The 18,234-nt window shown below is 42.8% G+C and carries 15 protein-coding genes; 8 read left to right on the top strand and 7 right to left on the bottom strand.

The features are described 5' to 3' along the window. Window positions 1–49: 49 nt before the first annotated feature. Window positions 50–1,603, bottom strand: coding sequence for a UDP-N-acetylmuramate--L-alanine ligase (murC, locus tag K4039_RS10100; protein WP_265235044.1), 1,554 nt, complete (start codon window positions 1,601–1,603; stop codon window positions 50–52). 867 nt (window positions 1,604–2,470) lie between these two features. Here murC and nadD point away from each other — a divergent pair. From nadD to K4039_RS10060, 8 genes are all read left to right on the top strand, one after another. After that, complete coding sequence (gene nadD, locus K4039_RS10095) at window positions 2,471–3,205, top strand: nicotinate (nicotinamide) nucleotide adenylyltransferase (RefSeq protein WP_265235042.1); 735 nt, start codon at window positions 2,471–2,473, stop codon at window positions 3,203–3,205. 172 nt (window positions 3,206–3,377) lie between these two features. Next, entirely contained in the window at window positions 3,378–4,397 is a 1,020-nt protein-coding gene (locus K4039_RS10090; RefSeq protein WP_265235040.1) for a type I glyceraldehyde-3-phosphate dehydrogenase, read from the top strand. A 635-nt stretch (window positions 4,398–5,032) separates the two neighbouring features. After that, window positions 5,033–5,986 (top strand): GDP-mannose 4,6-dehydratase, encoded by a 954-nt coding sequence (locus K4039_RS10085; protein ID WP_265235039.1) that lies wholly within the window; start codon window positions 5,033–5,035, stop codon window positions 5,984–5,986. Between the two features lie 166 nt (window positions 5,987–6,152). After that, the gene (locus K4039_RS10080; protein WP_265235038.1) at window positions 6,153–7,187 is read left to right on the top strand and encodes a sulfotransferase; all 1,035 of its coding nucleotides are present in this window, start codon (window positions 6,153–6,155) and stop codon (window positions 7,185–7,187) included. Next, complete coding sequence (locus K4039_RS10075) at window positions 7,180–8,208, top strand: hypothetical protein (RefSeq protein ID WP_265235037.1); 1,029 nt, start codon at window positions 7,180–7,182, stop codon at window positions 8,206–8,208. Before K4039_RS10080 ends, K4039_RS10075 begins: the two co-directional genes overlap by 8 nt. Before the next feature lie 8 nt (window positions 8,209–8,216). Next, window positions 8,217–8,549: a hypothetical protein gene (locus tag K4039_RS10070; RefSeq protein ID WP_265235036.1), complete on the top strand. Its 333-nt coding sequence runs from the start codon at window positions 8,217–8,219 to the stop codon at window positions 8,547–8,549. A 30-nt stretch (window positions 8,550–8,579) separates the two neighbouring features. Then, the gene (locus K4039_RS10065; protein ID WP_265235035.1) at window positions 8,580–11,261 is read left to right on the top strand and encodes a glycosyltransferase; all 2,682 of its coding nucleotides are present in this window, start codon (window positions 8,580–8,582) and stop codon (window positions 11,259–11,261) included. Window positions 11,262–11,308: 47 nt separating this feature from the next. Next, on the top strand, window positions 11,309–13,006 hold the full coding sequence (locus K4039_RS10060) for a glycosyltransferase (RefSeq protein ID WP_265235034.1): 1,698 nt from the start codon (window positions 11,309–11,311) through the stop codon (window positions 13,004–13,006). A gap of 79 nt (window positions 13,007–13,085) precedes the next feature. Here K4039_RS10060 and K4039_RS10055 read toward each other — a convergent pair whose 3' ends face one another. From K4039_RS10055 to K4039_RS10030, 6 genes are all read right to left on the bottom strand, one after another. After that, complete coding sequence (locus K4039_RS10055) at window positions 13,086–14,189, bottom strand: DegT/DnrJ/EryC1/StrS aminotransferase family protein (RefSeq protein WP_265235033.1); 1,104 nt, start codon at window positions 14,187–14,189, stop codon at window positions 13,086–13,088. Window positions 14,190–14,475: 286 nt separating this feature from the next. Beyond that, window positions 14,476–14,883 carry an FdtA/QdtA family cupin domain-containing protein gene (locus K4039_RS10050; RefSeq protein ID WP_265235032.1) on the bottom strand — a complete coding sequence of 136 codons (408 nt, stop codon included), beginning with the start codon at window positions 14,881–14,883 and terminating at the stop codon, window positions 14,476–14,478. Further along, window positions 14,873–15,523, bottom strand: coding sequence for an HAD family hydrolase (locus tag K4039_RS10045; protein ID WP_265235031.1), 651 nt, complete (start codon window positions 15,521–15,523; stop codon window positions 14,873–14,875). Before K4039_RS10045 ends, K4039_RS10050 begins: the two co-directional genes overlap by 11 nt. Then, the gene (locus K4039_RS10040; protein WP_265235030.1) at window positions 15,520–16,236 is read right to left on the bottom strand and encodes a bifunctional 2-polyprenyl-6-hydroxyphenol methylase/3-demethylubiquinol 3-O-methyltransferase UbiG; all 717 of its coding nucleotides are present in this window, start codon (window positions 16,234–16,236) and stop codon (window positions 15,520–15,522) included. Before K4039_RS10040 ends, K4039_RS10045 begins: the two co-directional genes overlap by 4 nt. Next, window positions 16,233–17,180: an NAD(P)-dependent oxidoreductase gene (locus K4039_RS10035; protein ID WP_265235029.1), complete on the bottom strand. Its 948-nt coding sequence runs from the start codon at window positions 17,178–17,180 to the stop codon at window positions 16,233–16,235. Before K4039_RS10035 ends, K4039_RS10040 begins: the two co-directional genes overlap by 4 nt. Continuing rightward, on the bottom strand, window positions 17,168–18,226 hold the full coding sequence (locus K4039_RS10030) for a hypothetical protein (RefSeq protein WP_265235028.1): 1,059 nt from the start codon (window positions 18,224–18,226) through the stop codon (window positions 17,168–17,170). Before K4039_RS10030 ends, K4039_RS10035 begins: the two co-directional genes overlap by 13 nt. Window positions 18,227–18,234: the final 8 nt, after the last annotated feature.

The following is an 18,234-nucleotide window of genomic DNA, read 5'->3' as shown; positions in this document are numbered from 1 at the left end:
CGGTAGAACCTGCACCGCCATCATGTCGAGCTAATCCCGCATCTGAGAGCTAATCCGGGCGATCGGCTGCTTGATAGAAAGCCATAACCTCTGGAATAATCTGATTCAGATTACCAGCACCCAAAAACAGAGCCAAATCCCCCGGTTGCAGATTTTCGGTTAAAAACTTACTTACCGATTCCAGAGAAGGCGCAAACACAACTTCTCGGCCTTCTTTAGCAATCAAATCAGCAACTTGCTGCCCGCTAATCTCTCCTAAATTCGGTTCCCCAGCACTATAAATATCGCAAGCCACAACCAAATCGGCATCCCCAAAAGATTGAGCAAATTCTGGCAAAAATGTCAGAGTCCTGCTGTAACGGTGGGGTTGAAAAATAGCAACTACTCTTCGGGATTGGGGAGTCTTGTCGCTACCTGCGATGCGCAACCGAGCCGCCGCCAAGGTGACAAGAATTTCGCTGGGGTGGTGGGCGTAGTCGTCCACAAACAGGATGTCATTATGAAAACCCCGCACCTCAAAACGGCGGCGAGCGCCTTCAAAGCCGGCAATCGCTGTCGCGATCGCCGAAAACTCCAACCCCAACAATCGACCCACTGCTACCGCAGCTAGTGCATTGCTGAGATTGTGTTTACCTAGCAACTTCAACTCCATTTCCCCCAGGAAAGCTCCTCGCTCCCAAATTTGAGCCTTAGTGCTTTCTGCGCCGTACTCCACGTCCGAAGCCGTGTAGTCAGCACCCTTGTCCGGCTGCAAGCTGTAGCTGACATGAGGGGCGAGGCAGTCTTTGACGATTTCGTCGTCTATGCAGCCCACCAAGGTTTGACAGTTTTGGGCAAACACCTTAAATATGTCTATCACCTGATCGAGAGTCTCGTAATGGTCTGGATGATCCAGTTCCACATTGGTCACTATGCCAATTTTTGCTACCAGCTTGACGAGAGAACCGTCGGATTCATCAGCCTCGGCAACTAAGTAGGGGCCTTCGCCGGCACGGGCATTACCTTCCCAGGCATTTACCTCGCCTCCGACTACGATCGTCGGATCTAGACCCGCAGCCATCAGCATGAAGCCAATTAAGCTGCTAGTAGTAGTTTTGCCGTGAGTCCCGGCTACGGCGATACTTTGGTAATCTTGAATTAAGGCTGCCAACACATCCGATCGATGAAAAATCGGACAGCCCAAATCTAAAGCAGCTCGATATTCGGCATTTGCCGGGTGAATTGCCGTCGAACAGACTACTTGAGGCAATCCCCCAATTGCTTGGGCGCTTGAACCGTTGCCGTTCAATTTGAGAGCTTCGGCTGTCGCGACGGAAGTTCCTACCGTACCAGCGACTGCCGAGGATACGACCCCAATCATCTCGCTGTCAGGACTGCTACCGTTGAGTGCCGTTTGAAATACTTCAAAATTGCTGGCGTCTTGACTCCAAAAAATATGAGCTCCCATTCCTTGCAAGCGCTCGGTTATGTGACTCGATTTAATGTCGGAGCCGTATACAGGCAACTTGCGTTTAGCTAGAATATAGGCAATGGCTGACATCCCAATCCCGCCAATGCCGATGAAATGAAATGGTCTACCGCTGAAATCAACAGAACTCGGCATCTTCGCTCCTCACACACCACGCCACGCCAATAACACGCGATATCATCAAAAAAATGGGTAGAAACCCCGTCCCTTCGGCAAGCTCAGGGCGAGCCTTATAGGACGGCTTTATATTCCCTTTCGGGAAGGAGGAGCATGGTTGCCCCTCCGTGGAGATATGGTTGTCTCCAAAACTCCCTTGTGGGGTAAAGTTAGCTTGTCGGTCAAAGTTTTAAGAGCTTTTTAGACTTGCAGCACCGTTCCAGTGACCTTAGAACTGTTTAACTGCAAATGACACTCTCAGGGGACTAGCTTCGCATCCTCAGTCGTGACTCAAAAAACGTAGTCAGTTAAGACTATAGCTGGTCAGAACGGCTCGTAAGAATCTTACAAGCCTCATGCCTGATAGCTGAGGTTCCTGACATCAAGAATTGTTTTTTTCAGGATACAGTTCGCTAGACATTTTTGTATACAATTCTCTGCCCTTCCCTAAATTTGGGGATTTGTAGAGAGGTTTGTCTTGTATCCTATTTGACTTAGTACCGAGTCGATTTCCGGAATAGTCACAACTATAAAATTGCAGGTTAGAGAGGATGGGCTTTGCAGTCTGGGGCAACAGACTGATTTGGGCCGATCGCATCGCATATTCCTGTATGATTTTTTTCCATCTCCTGGCTGTGCTGGGATACGTCAGCACAGCCGGGGGATGTTTTTATCAGAAAGAATTGGTTTAAAGCCGGAACCCTGATCGGGAGAAATTAAAAGAAAACTATTCATTACTCCAATTCTCTTGCTTTTAGGTAGAGGTCGCCCTCAAGCAGTCAACTGTCAACTGTCAACTGTCAACTGTCAACTGTCAACTGTCAACTGTCAACTGAATTAAGCCCGATGTGGGGTGAAACCCACAAAGATTTACCAAGACTACCACTTTGTATGGAAAAAGTAGCAATTTTGGGGGGGACTTTCGATCCGGTTCACTGCGGGCATTTGTTGATGGCCGAGACGGCGGTGAGTCAATTTGGGATCGATCGAGTCATTTGGGCGATCGATCACACGCCTCGTCACAAGTCGCACAGTGTTTTGGCAAGTTTTGACCAACGGCGGGAAATGGTGGCTCTGGCAACGGCCGGGCGGTCGGATTTTGCATTTTTGCCAGTGGATACCAATGCCTCTGGAACTTCTGCTATTGACACCCTACTGTATTTACAAAATTTGGCGACCGAGGCTCAGCGTTACTGGATTATCGGTGCTGACGCACTCCAAACTCTCCCCAAATGGCCCCGCTGTGCGGAAATTGCCGGTTTGTGTGACTGGTTGGTGGCGGGACGGGAAAGTGTCGGAGTGGGGGAGTCGGAGATGGGAAAGTCGAGCATTGATGATTGGGCCGGAGACAATATGCAGGTTGAGACAAGTGCTGTTTGCTGTAAAGTTGCTGAACAGATGGCTGTTTTGGGAGTGCAACTTCGGTGGCAGGTTTTGGCGATGCGGGCGATCGAGATTTCGTCAAGCCACATCCGTCGCTGCTCGGCCGAAAGTCGCGACTTCCGCTACTTAGTACCCGAAAGTGTCCGAAGTTATATTGCGACTCACAGCCTTTACCAGCAACCAGCAGTCGAAAGCTGAATGCCTTGTGTGTTGGGATTTCTGCCTTCTAAAAAAGTTTAGGTTTTTTGGATAAACACAAAAAGTGAGAAAGGATCGAGCTTTGCGATATGATTTTGTCTCATAAGTCAATTCTTAAATTTTTCCAAAATTTCAGCCTGAGCTAAGGGCTGCCATCATTAGGAGGTACTAGGTGATTAGAGTCGCGATCAACGGTTTTGGACGTATTGGGCGCAGTTTTACGCGCTGCTTGCTGGGCCGAGAAAATAGCCAGCTTGAGCTGGTAGCAATTAATGACACTTCCGATCCCAAAACTAATGCTCACTTGCTGAGATACGATTCCATGATGGGAACGTTGAAGGGTGTGGACATCAGTACGGATGAAAATTCGATTATTCTCAATGGCAAGACAGTTAAATGTGTGAGCGATCGTAATCCGCTCAACCTGCCTTGGAAAGATTGGGGTATTGATCTGATTATTGAAGCGACTGGTGTATTCGTTGACCAAGCTGGTGCATCGAAGCATATCACAGCAGGCGCAAAAAAGGTGCTGATTACAGCTCCGGGCAAAGGGCCTGAAGTCGGCACCTATGTGATGGGAGTCAACCACCACAACTACAAGCACAGTGACTACACAGTCATCAGCAATGCTAGCTGTACCACTAACTGTCTAGCTCCCGTAGTGAAAGTGCTTAACGACAATTTTGGCATCATCAAAGGCATGATGACCACTACGCACAGCTATACTGGCGACCAGCGCTTGTTGGATGCCAGCCACCGCGACTTGCGGCGGGCGCGGGCTGCGGCGATGAACATTGTGCCAACTTCTACTGGTGCTGCTCAAGCTGTGGCTTTGGTGATTCCAGAGTTGAAGGGTAAGTTAAATGGCATAGCCATGCGCGTGCCGACTCCGAATGTGTCGGTAGTTGATTTTGTGGCTCAGGTAGAGAAAAAGACTTTTACCGAGCAGGTAAATCAAGTTTTCAAAGAAGCAGCCGAAGGCCCGATGAAGGGGATTTTGGAGTACAACGATTTGCCTCTGGTTTCTTGCGACTATCGCGGAAATGATGCTTCTTCGATCCTGGATTCCAGCTTGACGCTAGTTATGGACGGCGACCTGGTAAAGGTGTTGTCTTGGTACGACAATGAGTGGGGCTACAGTCAGCGGGTTGTTGACTTGGCTGAATTGGTCGCCCAACGGTGGGAAGGCTAGATAGGACGTAAGGTGGAAACCGCGTCTACACAAACGATGTCCGCCTCCGCGGACTCAAGAATAACCCAATTGTAAGTGCCGCGTCTTCAACCCACGGAGGTGGGTTTTGTCTGTATAGACGCGGTTTCAACCGCCCGGTCTTCAACCCACGGAGGTGGGTTTTGTCTGTATAGACGCGGTTTCAACCGCCCGGTCTTCTTAGGCCCAGATCCCCCCTAACCCCCCTTAAAAAGGGGGGGACAGGAGTCTTCTCTAAAAAATGGGGGGACAGGAGTCTTCTCAAAGTCCCCCTTCTTAAGGGGGATTTAGGGGGATCAGGCCTCGGATATAAACGAGATTTCGCGATATCACACGGGTGAGCAGAAACCGGGTTTTTTCCCCAATATTTGGTTCAAACCCTTAATATCGGTAAAAAACCCGGTTTCTTTAGTCCCCGGCGTAAGTCCTGAAATTTGTTTGTAGATGTAGAGGTACAGTTGAAACCGCGTCTACACAAACGATGTCCGCCTCCGCGGACGGAAGAATAACCCAATTGCAACCGCCCGGTCTTCAACCCACGGAGGTGGGTTTTGTCTGTATTGACGCGGTTGCAACCGCCCGTTCTTCTACGGTAGAGTTTTAAAAACAAAAATTATATGAAAAAAGCGTTAATTTGTGGTATATCCGGTCAAGACGGAGCTTATTTAGCCCAACTGCTTATGGATAAAGGTTATGAAGTTTCCGGCACCTCCAGGGACGCGCAAATGTCGAGTTTCGGAAATCTAGCCCGTTTGGGAATCCGAGACAGAGTAAAACTAGAATCCATGTCTCTCAACGATTTTCGCAGCGTTTTGCAGGTACTAGCGAAAATTCAGCCCGACGAAGTGTACAATCTAGCAGGTCAAAGTTCCGTCGGCTTGTCTTTTGAGCAACCTGTAGAAACCCTCGAAAGCATTGCCACAGGCACATTAAATCTGTTAGAAGCAATCCGGTTTACCGGGGGGGAAATCAAACTTTACAATGCTAGTTCTAGCGAATGTTTTGGGGATACCGGAGGCACAGCAGCGGATGAAAATACGCCTTTTCGCCCCAGAAGTCCCTACGCGGTAGCGAAAGCCACCGCATTTTGGGAAGTAGCAAATTATCGGGAAGCGTACAATTTGTTTGCGTGTTCTGGTATTCTATTCAATCACGAGTCGCCGCTGCGGCCGGAGAGGTTCGTGACGCAAAAGATTGTATCTGTGGTGTGCCGAATTGCTGCGGGTAGTTCGGAAAAACTGCATTTGGGCAACATTTCGGTGCAGCGGGACTGGGGCTGGGCGCCGGAGTATGTGGAGGCGATGTATTTGATGTTGCAGCAGGATGAACCGGATGATTATGTCATTGCTACTGGTGTAAGTTATCCTTTGGAGGAGTTTGTGCGATCGGCTTTTGTTTGTGCGGGTTTGGATTGGCAGGAACATTTGGTAACTGATGCGAGTCTCTACAGACCGACGGAGATTGCGGTTGGGTTGGGCAATCCGGGTAAGGCGAAGGAAAAGTTGGGATGGGAGGCGAAGTACAAGATGCCCGATGTAGTGCGGATGATGGTGGAGGCGAGGATGGTTTGAGGGCAGTTGATGGCTGACTCGTAGGGCGGTTTCTTGTTCGCGATGGATACTTACCGGGAGTATAAATATTTGAACGAGCTGTGGGATAATGGTGAGGCTGTTAGACTGGGGGCACTAAATTATTCAGGCAACATACAGTCAAAGAGTCTTGCAGGAAATGAAAAGTATGACCAATGATATCTCAGAAGATAGTATTTTGAAAGGTAAGAACTTAATATTTTTAATTTCTCAACCTCGTGCTGGATCGACACTAACACAACGAATATTGGGAAGTCACTCAGAAATTCATACAGTTTCTGAACCTTGGTTAATGCTTCATCCTTTCTATGCTTTGCGTTCTGAGGGATATGAAGTAGAATATAATACTCAATGGGCTAGGGATGCTGTACAAGGTTTTATTAATGATATCCCGGAGGGAGAGGAATCTTATTTTAATGGCTTGCGTCGAATGTATTCTTATTTGTATAGTTGTGCTACTATCCCTTCAGGAAAGCGTTATTTTTTGGACAAAACACCACGCTATTATTTTATAATTTCTGAGCTTTACAAAACATTTCCAGAGGCTTACTATATTATTCTTATTCGGAATCCTCTGGCTGTTTTATGTTCTATGATAAATACTTGGACTCAAGACGATTGGTTTAAGCTTCATCTATACAAGCATGATTTATTAGAAGCTCCTGTTAGATTACTCAATAGCATCAATCAGTTAAAAAATAACTGCATAGTATTACATTATGAATGGTTGCTGCTCAATCCGGAATGGGAAATGAGTAAGATTTGTAGCTGGTTAGGAGTTGATTTTTTGCCAGAGATGATTAATTATGGAAAGGTCAAAGATTGTCCCGCTTGGAGATATGGAGATCAAAATAAGGTTTATCAACAGACTAAACCCGATCCCCTAAATGTAGATAGATGGGTATTGGATTTAGAAAAGCCTCAAATCTGGCGATTAGCTAATGATTATTTAGAATTTTTAGGGGCAGAACAGTTTATTCAGTTGGGTTACTCTTACGAAGAAATGCGAGATGTGCTGGATTCCAAACGTCCTCACTGGCAGGATCTGTGGAACACAATTCCACTAGATATATTGCTTGCAAACCCCCAAGAGAGGGAAAGCTGGAAAGAAGAGCAGTATTTTGCTAAGCTAATTTCATCGATTGCTTTATTGAATAGACAGGAAACCAAATCAAATGACTGATTCAGAAAATAAGTTGCCTACTATGCCTTATGGACTGCCACAGCATACTCAAAGTGAATTGCAATACCATCTAGGGCAATTGCACCAGCTTAGGGTGGAAGTAGAAAATTACCAAACTCAACTGCACCAAACTCAGGGAGAATTGGAACAGTCGCAGTCTCAACTGCACCAAACTCAGGGAGAATTGGAACAGTCGCAGTCGCAACTGCACCAAACTCAGGGAGAATTGGAACAGTCGCAGTCGCAACTCCACCAAACTCAGGGGGAATTGGAACAGTCGCAGTCGCAACTGCACCAAACTCAGGGAGAATTGGAACAGTCGCAGTCGCAACTCCACCAAACTCAGGGGGAATTGGAACAGTCGCAGTCGCAACTCCACCAAACTCAGGGGGAATTGGAACAGTCTCAGTCTCAACTCCACCAAACTCAGGGGGAATTGGAACAGTCGCAGTCGCAACTCCACCAAACTCAGGGGGAATTGGAACAGTCGCAGTCGCAACTCCACCAAACTCAGGGGGTATTGGAACAGTCGCAGTCTCAACTGTACCAGCAAAATTGGGGATTCGAGAGTTATCGATTTCAACTCTACCAAACTAAGGCTGACTTAGCCGCAAATCAATCTCAATTACATAAAATCAAAGCTAAATTACATCAGGCTCAGGAAGAGTTAGAACAATTAAAAGCTCATTTTTCTGTAACACAGTTAGAATTAGTTAGGACTAAATTACAACAACAGTCTGTAAAAACTGAGCCGCAGTTAGAAAATAATATTAAGTATAAATTACTTGTATGGGATGCGTGGTATGCTTATCAAAATGGTGATTTGCAAAAAATGCAGGAGTATTTGCTGGACTCTTTGAAACTTACATCAGTCTCACTAACAGAGTCTTTACTCAATTGGTTAGAAAATTTTTGCCAATTCTCGGCAGAAAAGGGACAACTCTTTGATACTTATGAGTTGACAAATTCACAAGAGTGGAAGAGACTGATGCAACGCCGAATTAGTGTAGGTAAAGGTTGAGTTCTGTTATGGTCAATAAATTTGCAAATAATAATTTTGGAGTTGACAAAAAACCAGACCAAAAAGTATTAAATAATTTAATTAATTCTACTAATTTTGAAGTAGAAGAAAATATGTATGCACACAAAAGGCAAGTTGAACCTGGAGATCATAGGCGCAAACTAAAAATGTCAACGATTAGAAAATTAAACCAAGAATATTCTCAAGTGTTGAAAAGATTAGGTTATGTAACAGATTTTACAAAAGAGGATCTAGAACTTTCACGATTTTTGTTGTCAAGAGCTATACAAGCGAATTACAAAAAAAATCAAACACAAACAACAACCCTTGTAATAGAATAAAGTTATACTTTGAAGAGGAAGAGGTGTCTTATGTTTAGCGATTTTAATTCTCAATCAAATGATATAAACGAAGTGTATATCAATCTAAAATCTATGTGGAATGACTTTGAATATTTTACCTATTCCAAGCAAAGTCATTTTTATAAGCTTCCTAGATTCGGCGAACATATAGGAGTAAATCATAACCTAGCTAACTTGAAGTTATATCAAGATATTCTTGTATACAACTTCATAGTTGACAATCTGCCTCCTGGTTCAAAACTGTTAGAAGTTGGAGGAGGTAACTCTCGTGTTATTCAAGCATTAAAGCAGCAATACGAAATCTGGAATGTGGATAAATTTGAAGGCGTAGGCAATGGCCCTCAACAAATCCACGATCAGCTTGGTTATCATCTTGTTTCTGCATACATGGGAGAGTTTAGTCCTGAACTTCCAGATGATTATTTTGACTGTGTATTCAGTCTCTCCACATTAGAACACGTATATCCAGAAAATAACGAAACTTTTAAAAATGTCTGTGATGATATCAATCGAGTTTTGAAATCAGGTGGTCTTTCTCTTCATTTATTCGATGTTGTGATCGAAAAAGAAGGTGTTCAGACAAATGTTTGGACAAATCAACTTCTATTATATATTTTTCAACACATTGAAACCGTGAATCAGATGATTCCATTTTCTGAAATGCAAAAAGACGGGGATTTGTATGTAATGCCTGAAGAGGCTTACAATGCGATGTGGGAACCTGTTACTCATCAAAGCTATAAAATATTTGGGAAGCCACTGTCATATAATGTTTTATGGAAAAAGCAAGAACTGTTGAAAGAACAATCAATTAATAGTATCAATGTATCTTCGAGTTTACCATCTTCTCCTGTAAATAATTCGATACAAAATAACTGTAACAATGTGTCAGCAAGCCTTATCATCAAAAAAATACTACCCAAAATATCAATAGTTACACCCTCTTTTAATCAAGGAGAATTTTTAGAGGAATGTATTCAATCAATTTTGGAACAGGGTTATCCTAATCTTGAATATATTATTATGGATGGTGGTAGTAAAGATGGATCAGTTGAGATAATTAAAAAATATGAAAAGTATCTAAGCTACTGGCAAAGTCAGCCAGATGGTGGTCAATATATTGCCATTAATGATGCTTTTAAAAATACTACAGGCGAAATCATGGCCTGGTTAAATTCAGATGATAAATATCATCAAAACGCTTTTTTTAAAGTAGTAGCAGCTTTTACTCACTATCAAGAAATACAGTGGCTAACTGGCAGAGCCACTGCATGGGATAGAGATGGCAAACTTACTTACTTTGAAGCATCTATTCCAAAATGGTCAAGAGAATATCTGTTGAATTTAACTCAAGAAATTAGAGAAAGACGAAGATTTATTCAACAAGAAAGTACATTTTGGAAACGTTCTCTTTGGGAGCAAGCAGGTTCCAATCTAAATTTAGGTCTCGAACTTGCAGGTGATTTCGAGTTGTGGGTGCGTTTCTCTCGATATGCCCCTTTATTTGCTATCGATGATTTTTTAGGAGGGTTTAGATCCTATGAAGGTCAGCGGTCAAAACTGTATATAGATAAATATATGCAGGAAGTAGAGTTGGTTGTGAGTCAGGAACGCCTTTTGACAGAGCATGGAGAATACACCAGTTCAACACCTGCACCAAAACCAATCATTGTTAAGGTACCGATTGGAGAAATTTTTGCTCCTAAAAAACAAAATGAACAACAAGATAATAACAGGGGTAGAGCCACAGTTACAATTCTTGAGAAAGGAGAGTCTAAAAAGCAATCTAATCAGAAAGATGATGTAATAATTGTGACAAGTATTGCGCCCAATAATTACGAAAAACAACGCGCTGCGATAGATAGCTGGCAAGCTTTAGGATTTTCGGTTGTTTCATTAAATATACAGTCAGAAATTGACCAACTACAAACTCTTTACGCAAATGTACTTTTTCATGCCGTCACTCGTGACGCACATTCTGAGGCGGGCAGACCACTGGTGTATCTTGATGATATGCTGCTGTATCTACGACAACATGGTACAAAAATAGGTGGCATTGTCAATTCAGATATATGTTTGAAAGCAGATTCTAACTTTCGTTTGTTTATTGCCCAAGAGTCGGTTAATTCTCTTGTATTTGGTAACAGGATTAATCTAGCTTCCATTGATGATGTATATTTACAGCAAATTGATTGGATAGATAATACAGTAGGGAAGTATGAACATGGTTTTGATTATTTTTTCTTTGATACTTCTATCATAGACCTATATCCAACCGACACATTTTGTATTGGTATGCCTTGGTGGGATTACTGGATGCCCGCTGCTCTTTTTCCCACAAATGTTAACTTGAAGTTTCTAGATTCAAGAGTAGCTTATCATGTTGTACATCCTACTAATTTTTCTGATTTGGCTTGGCGAAAGTATGGCATGAAAATAGGGAGATACTACCTAGATTATGCTTCTTATGCGAAAATGGTAGAAGAAATACAGTCCGACAATTATAGCCATGAAAATTGGTATAGTTTCGATCCGTTGGTTAAATTAGGAGACTATATTCTGGACAAAATTTATACCAATGAAAGAACTAAAATCATTAAGTATTGTCCACAACAATATCTCGCAAAAGATGTTAGTGTTGAATTTGATGATTCAAAAAAAAAAGTCACTGTTATAAACTTTCAGCAATAGTTTCTACTTACAATTCAGAAAAGTTTATATCAAACTGTGTAGAGAACTTGATCAATCAAACTCTATACAAAAAAGGTTTGCTTGAAATCATAGTAATTGACAGTGCCTCTGAACAAAACGAACAGAAAATCATTCAAAAGTTTAAAGCGACATATCCGAATATAGTTTATGAGCGTACTTCCAAGCGTGAAACTCTCTACGCTTCATGGAATAGAGCAATTAAAATGTCACGTGGGGCGTACATCACCAATGCTAACACTGATGATAGACACCGCCCCGACGCTTTGGAAGTAATGGCAAGCTACTTAGACACTCACTCTCAAACAAGTGTAGTCTTTGCCGATCAGTTAATAACCAACATTAGTAACGATACATGGGCGACAACTAAAGCTAATCAACGCTGGAACTGGCCATCATTTGACTACAGGGAACTTGAACGGCGTTGTATTCTAGGCCCACAGCCGATGTGGAGAAAGTTGCTGCACGAAAAATACGGGTATTTCAGATCAGAATTCACTTCGGCTGGTGATTATGAGTTTTGGCTGCGAATAGGCAAAACAGAAAATATTGTGCGTCTCCCACAAATTCTTGGATTGTACTATAACAATAAACAAGGATTGGAACACGCTTCGCCAATATCTCAGCAAGAAACCAATCTAATACTGGAAGAATATGGCATCCTCAAGCGTGTAGTGACAGCAAAGACTTCCATCCCTGCACCAGTTTTTGCATCAGAACTCCAAGCCTTACCCTATCGAACAGCAGCAAAATCTCTTGTCAGCGTCATCATCCCCACCAAAGACCGGCCAGAAATGCTTGCCCAGGCTGTGAAAAGCGTCCTCAATCAAACCTTCTCTGATATCGAAATTATTGTAATTAACGACGGTGGTATAGATGTCCAAAATATTCTCACTCCTCTTAACTCAAAGGGAAATATCCTCTATCTGAAACACGATCAAAATCTTGACCGTTCGGCAGCCCGCAACACAGGCATTCACGCTGCAAGTGGCAAATATGTCGCCTATTTAGACGATGATGATACCTATTATCCGAATCATCTAGAAACCCTAGTAAAATTATTGAAAAATAGCGAATACAAAGTAGCCTATACCGACGCAGTGATGGCGGAACAGCAAAAGCAAGATGGCAAGTATGTCACCACTGATCGCAGCGTCCCCTATTCTTTTGATTTTGACTATGACAAAATTCTAGTCAATAACTTCATTCCTATTCTTTGCCTAATGCACGAAAAATCATGTTTAGATGAAACAGGAGCATTCGATTTAAATCTTGGCACTCACGAAGATTGGGATTTGCTAATCAGGTTATCTCGCAAATTTAGTATTGCTCACATCAAAGAAACCACCTGTGAATTTGTATGGAGAAATGATGGAAGCACAACGACAAGTAAAAATCGTAGTGATTTTTTCAGAACTAGGGAGATTATTTACAACAAATATACCCAGTATGTTCAGGGTAACTCGGCTATGATAGAAGCTCAACATCTAGCACTCCAGTCAGATAAACAAGAAGCAATCGCACATTTGCATCAGATTCAGGAAGAAAAACAGCAGATCCAATCTCAACGGGAAATATGGGGAGAAACAGCACAGAAGGTAGAACGGACCCAAAAGCACGAAGACTGGACGGAAGCCCAATTAAAGAGTTGGAAACAGACAGCCCAGCAGATTCAGATAGAATTAGAGCGATCAAGCTTAAAACTGAAACAGTCGAATCAGAATTAGAGCGATCGATCTTACATCTCAGTAAATCATAACCTAAAGAACCCAGTTCTTGGGGAAAAATGGCTTAAGGTAAAACCATTTAATTGAGGATTAGTCGAAGTTGTGAGATAACTATATGCAGACTTTCATCAGATAAATGGGGGCCAATAGGAACACTCAATATCTGATTAGCTAATTTTTCTGCAATCATAAAACTTCCAGGCTGAAATCCCATGTCTGCATAGGCTGATTGCAAATGAGGGGGAATGGGATAATGAATTAACGTTGCAACCCCCACCTCTATTAGTTTTTTTTGTAATATATTTCGATGGGGATGACAGATAACAAATAAGTGCCAAACAGGTTCCGCCCATTCTGGCACATAGGGTAAAGTCAAGTCAGAAAAGCCTTGAAGAGATTCAATATAGTACCTCGCTATCAGTCGCCGACGATTATTCCATTCATCTAACTTGGCTAATTTAACTCGCAACCAAGCAGCTTGCACCTCATCCAACCGAGAGTTTAATCCTTTTATTTCGTTATGGTACTTAACACTAGACCCATAGTTACGGAGCATTTTTACCCGTTCTGCCACTATCGCATCATTTGTAACAACTGCACCCCCATCTCCAAAAGCACCTAAATTCTTTCCAGGATAGAAGCTAAAACCCGCAGCATTTCCCAGCCCACCAACCCGTCGTCCTTTATAACACGCGCCGTGAGCTTGAGCAGCATCTTCAATCACTTTCAAACCATATCGTACTGCGATTTGATTGATGGAATCCATATCAGCAGGTTGACCATAAAGATGCACTGGTAAAATTGCCTTGGTGCGTTCTGTAATTGCAGCTTCAATACGAGTTGGATCGATATTATAGGTTTTTTCGTCAGGCTCGACAGGAACAGGTGTAGCTCCTGCATAGGAAACTGCCAGCCAGGTAGCAATGTAAGTATGGGCTGGTACAATCACTTCATCACCAGGGCCAATATCCATAGCTCTCAAGATTAGGTGCAAAGCTTCTAAACCATTGCCGACTCCCACACAGTATTTGGCTTCGCAATAGCTAGCAAACTCTGCTTCAAACGCTTCTAATTCTTTTCCGAGCAGATACCAGCCAGAGTTCATCACTCGGTGGTAAGCATTGTCTAATTCTTCCTTGAGTTCTAGGTAAGGTGCTTTTAGATCTAGAAAGGGAATAAGCATTGAAATTCACTCCTTAGTCAAATATTTAAATCGAGCCATCGTTTGCCTGTCATTCTAGACCGTAACTACCATTCAAGATGTGTTAATCAAATTTATCATATTTCCAATTATTGAAGGAATCGCTATCCACAAGAAAGTCTACTTCTCTTCCTAATTTTCAGAGGTTTTTTATAAGCATATGCTCTACCTCAAAAAAATCTTTCCTAGCCGCTTGGCGCGGCTTGAATGTCGAGCGCACAGCATGAGGCTCATGGCGATCAATTTTTTGTAAATAAATATTCATTTCCTACCTCTTAACTGCATTGATAAAATCTTGATACTCACGGTAATAGTCAGACTCATCGTAGTAATCAGAGGCTAAAACCATACAAACCGATCCTGACGAAAAATTATCAAGGTCTCGCCAGATCATAGGGCAAATATATAAACCGTAATAAGAACGGTTCATGTGATACTTCTTTTTTTCATACCCATCATCTATTAGTACATCAAAACTCCCTGACATGGCAATAAATAGCTGCTGCAATTGTTTGTGACCGTGAGCCGCCCGTTCCGAACCCCCTGGAACATCATAAAGATAGTAAACTCGCTTTATATCAAATGAAATATGCCTATTAGCTTCAACAAAAGTTAAGTTTCCTCTAGGATCTGAAATTTTTGGTAATTCAATAATCCGACATTGCTCAATTCCCATCTAAACACCTCAAATTAATACTTGATAAGTCAGGACTTAAGAAATCAGGAGATAGGGATGCTAAGTATAATTCTGTGCGAAGACCGCAGGTAACTGCCCAGATGGGACATCCCAGTAATCTGGCAGCTTCAACATCTACCTCTGTATCCCCAATCCAAATAGAATTTTCAGGAGATACTTGGCTAACTGCTTTTTTAACTTGTTCAACTTTGCCATTTGCTCCTAATTGATGAGCGCACGGCAATACATAATCTAAAAGACTATCTAAGCCTAATTCAACCAGTTGAGCATGAAGACGTTCTGGGGAGCGTCGCAGAGTGACCAAAATTAATTGAAGTCCCGAATTGCGCCATTGTTGTAATTTATCAATCATACCCGGTTGTGGGCGATCTAACGCCAGAAATTGTGGCTGTTCAATTAATTTCAGCCAAGCCTGTAAGAATTCTTCATACATTGATTCAGATCCAGATGCTGCTAACTGCTCTCTCCGATTCACTTGTTCTCGCTTCATCTGCCAATAGTTTTCCAAACTAATTGGTGTATAGCCTCGTTGCATTAAAATTTGACTATAACAGGCATAATGTCGAAATTTTCCATCCAAAATAGGGCCGTCTAGGTCAACAATAACAAATTGAATCATGGCAGTTCACAAACAGCATATATCTCTGCCGCATAGTGGGGAAAATCCTTACCTAATTCATAGAAACCTTGAATCATCTCTTCCGTCCAATAATCCTGAATTTGCTGATTGGAAAGAGGTTTGAAAAAAACACCCCCCATTTCAGTAATATGAAGTCCTGAAAGTTCTATGTCCTGCCTAAATGTTTCAGGCGTGTACACACGGCGATGTCCCAAGGAATGATCTCTTGCGTTCAGTTCACAAGGATGTTTCAATAGTCCCATTTTGACAGCGACAAGCCGATGAATAGAATTACCATTTGGCACACCTGCGAGGATTTTCCCCCCAGGAGCTAACCAATGTTTGGCACGTTGCAACAATGCCACTGGCTCCTCTATATGTTCCAGAATATGTTCCATAACAATCGTATTGAATTGCCTGTCTGGTTCAAACTCCTCGAATAGTGCGTGTATCTTGACCAAATTGGGAGCATCAAGAATATTAGCCAACAGTTCAGCCGAACCTTCTACACAGGTTAGTCTTGCAAAGTCCTGTAATAAAAATTGGGTCATTTCCCCTTCTGCTGACCCTAGTTCCAAGCCTTCCGGTGCTTGCAAGTAAGGTTTCAGACTTTGGTAGCGGAGGCGAATTAAGCGCTTGTCAAAATCAAGCTGCTCCTTTAAATACCAATCTGATATCTGTTCAACTCTGTCTTTTTCTTCACTATGGCTCATGGGATTAGATTCCGAAAATACTCAACTTCATTTTTTAGACCTTCTTCTAAGGAAATAAGTTTCCATTTCCCCAGAATATCCTGCATTTTGCTACTGTCAAAACGCAAAGAATTTCCTACTGGCTTATCCGCTAAATATTGAATAGTCCCTGAAAATTCGGTAAGCTGAATGAGAGTTTCAATGATGCTGCGGATTGAGCTTGATTCTCCACGCACTATGTTAAGAGGGCTTATTTGCTGGATCTCAGAAGTAGCTGCTCGCAAAGTTGCTTCAACTGCATCTTCCACGTACAAAAAATCCCGCTCCGCACTCCCGTCCCCATACAAAATTGGAGCTTTCCCTTGAAGTAATCGCTGGATTGTCTGGGGGATTAACTTCTTATAAGCTGCTTCCCCTGAACCAAATATATGACCATAACGCAAAATAGCATAATTGCAATCTTGCTGGCGAGCGTAGGTACGAATTAGTTGTTCGCAAAATAGCTTTGATGCCCCATATAAACTAGCAGGTTCAATGGGTGATGATTCACTCAAAGCTACGCCATCAGGTAGTGCGGCATACACATCAATGGTACTAGCGAAAACAATTCGTTGAGGCGGAGTTGGAAGGCTTTCTAATAGGCTGCGGGTTCCCAGAAGGTTGTCTCGGTACACCTGTTCCACCGCATTAATGGCATCATTACTTTTGGGAATGAATGCCGCCAGATGAAGTACCACATCAATTTTTTCTATGCCTGCTGCTTGCCAGGTTTTCTTTGTCAGTTGGTCGAGAGCTGCTGCTATGCAAGTTATGCCATCTCGACTTTCAACCATAGGTTTTCTAGTAAGAAGCACCAGATGGATGGCAGGATTCTGGGACAGACGGCGCACTAAATGAGCGCCAATGAACCCAGTAGCACCAGTCACTAAAACTGTCTTTCTCTCCAATAAATTTAAAGTTGACATTGCTCCATTTTTTCCATTTCTTCAACAGTTGTCATCACAGGTTCCACATCCATACCCCTGATCCACACCAAGCCATTCGGTAGCGGATTAATTTTACGATCGAGAGTTGGAAATTTTCCATCTAAAACAATATTACAGTAGATTTCTGGCATATTTAGACCAGCTTTAGTGAAAAAGTAATGGGTAGTAAAGAATCGACCAATATTGATCTCCGTAGGGTTAGGGCACCCTTCTTGGTCGTAGGTCATGTCTACGCCAAATATCCCGTGTGGCTTCTGGTCAATTGCTAAGATAGCATCTTGTGCCACTTGGTCTACAATCGCATCGGAACAGGTTTCAGCAACCCCTGTAATTCCAGTAACTCCAGAAAGTGTTCGGTTGCCAAAGTTCCAACTTCTCCGCCGCCTGGTTTGAGCTACTACCAGCTCTCCCTCGTACCAAATGGAGAGCCAAGTAATACTCTGGGGAGTGAGGCACGCTGCTGCTGTAGATTCACCCCAACCTTGAAAACGGTCAATCCATAACTTGCCAAAATCAAAGTTATCCGTTGGGAGTGCCCAGCGTCCGCCACCTCCTGTAATGGCTCTCACCCAAACCTTATGACCAAACTTTTCAAATGCCAATTTTAGGTCTTCTGGAGTATGGAGCATGATAGTTTCAGGCACTTTAATCCCAGATTGACTCCAAATCTTGTAGGATTCATACTTATCTACACAATTTTCCACCGTATCTGAGGCAGGCAGAAAAAGCTTGACTCCCAGCGCTTGAACTTGATCTCGGAGGCGAGAGATAGCTAGTACCTCAAAATCATTTTGCAAGTGTAAAAAGTCTGGTTGAGTCTTCTGTAAAAGTCTCAGTATTGCTTCTGGATATTCAGGATCTACTGCATAAGGAACCAGATGCTTTTCTTCGGTATCTGCTAAGAATAGATCTGAAGGAATGCAAGACATACCGATTAGATAGTCATTACGAGAAGATTCGCGTAATGAGCGAATAAAGTTGTTAGATGGAGCGCCACCTGAGCCGCCGACGAGAATTTTAGCCATTCTATGAT

The organism is Lyngbya sp. CCAP 1446/10 (genome assembly GCF_026130175.1).
Lineage (GTDB): Bacteria > Cyanobacteriota > Cyanobacteriia > Cyanobacteriales > Microcoleaceae > Microcoleus.
The sequence above is the reverse complement of the archived record's forward strand: the minus strand, read 5'-3'. Positions and strand labels throughout refer to the sequence as shown.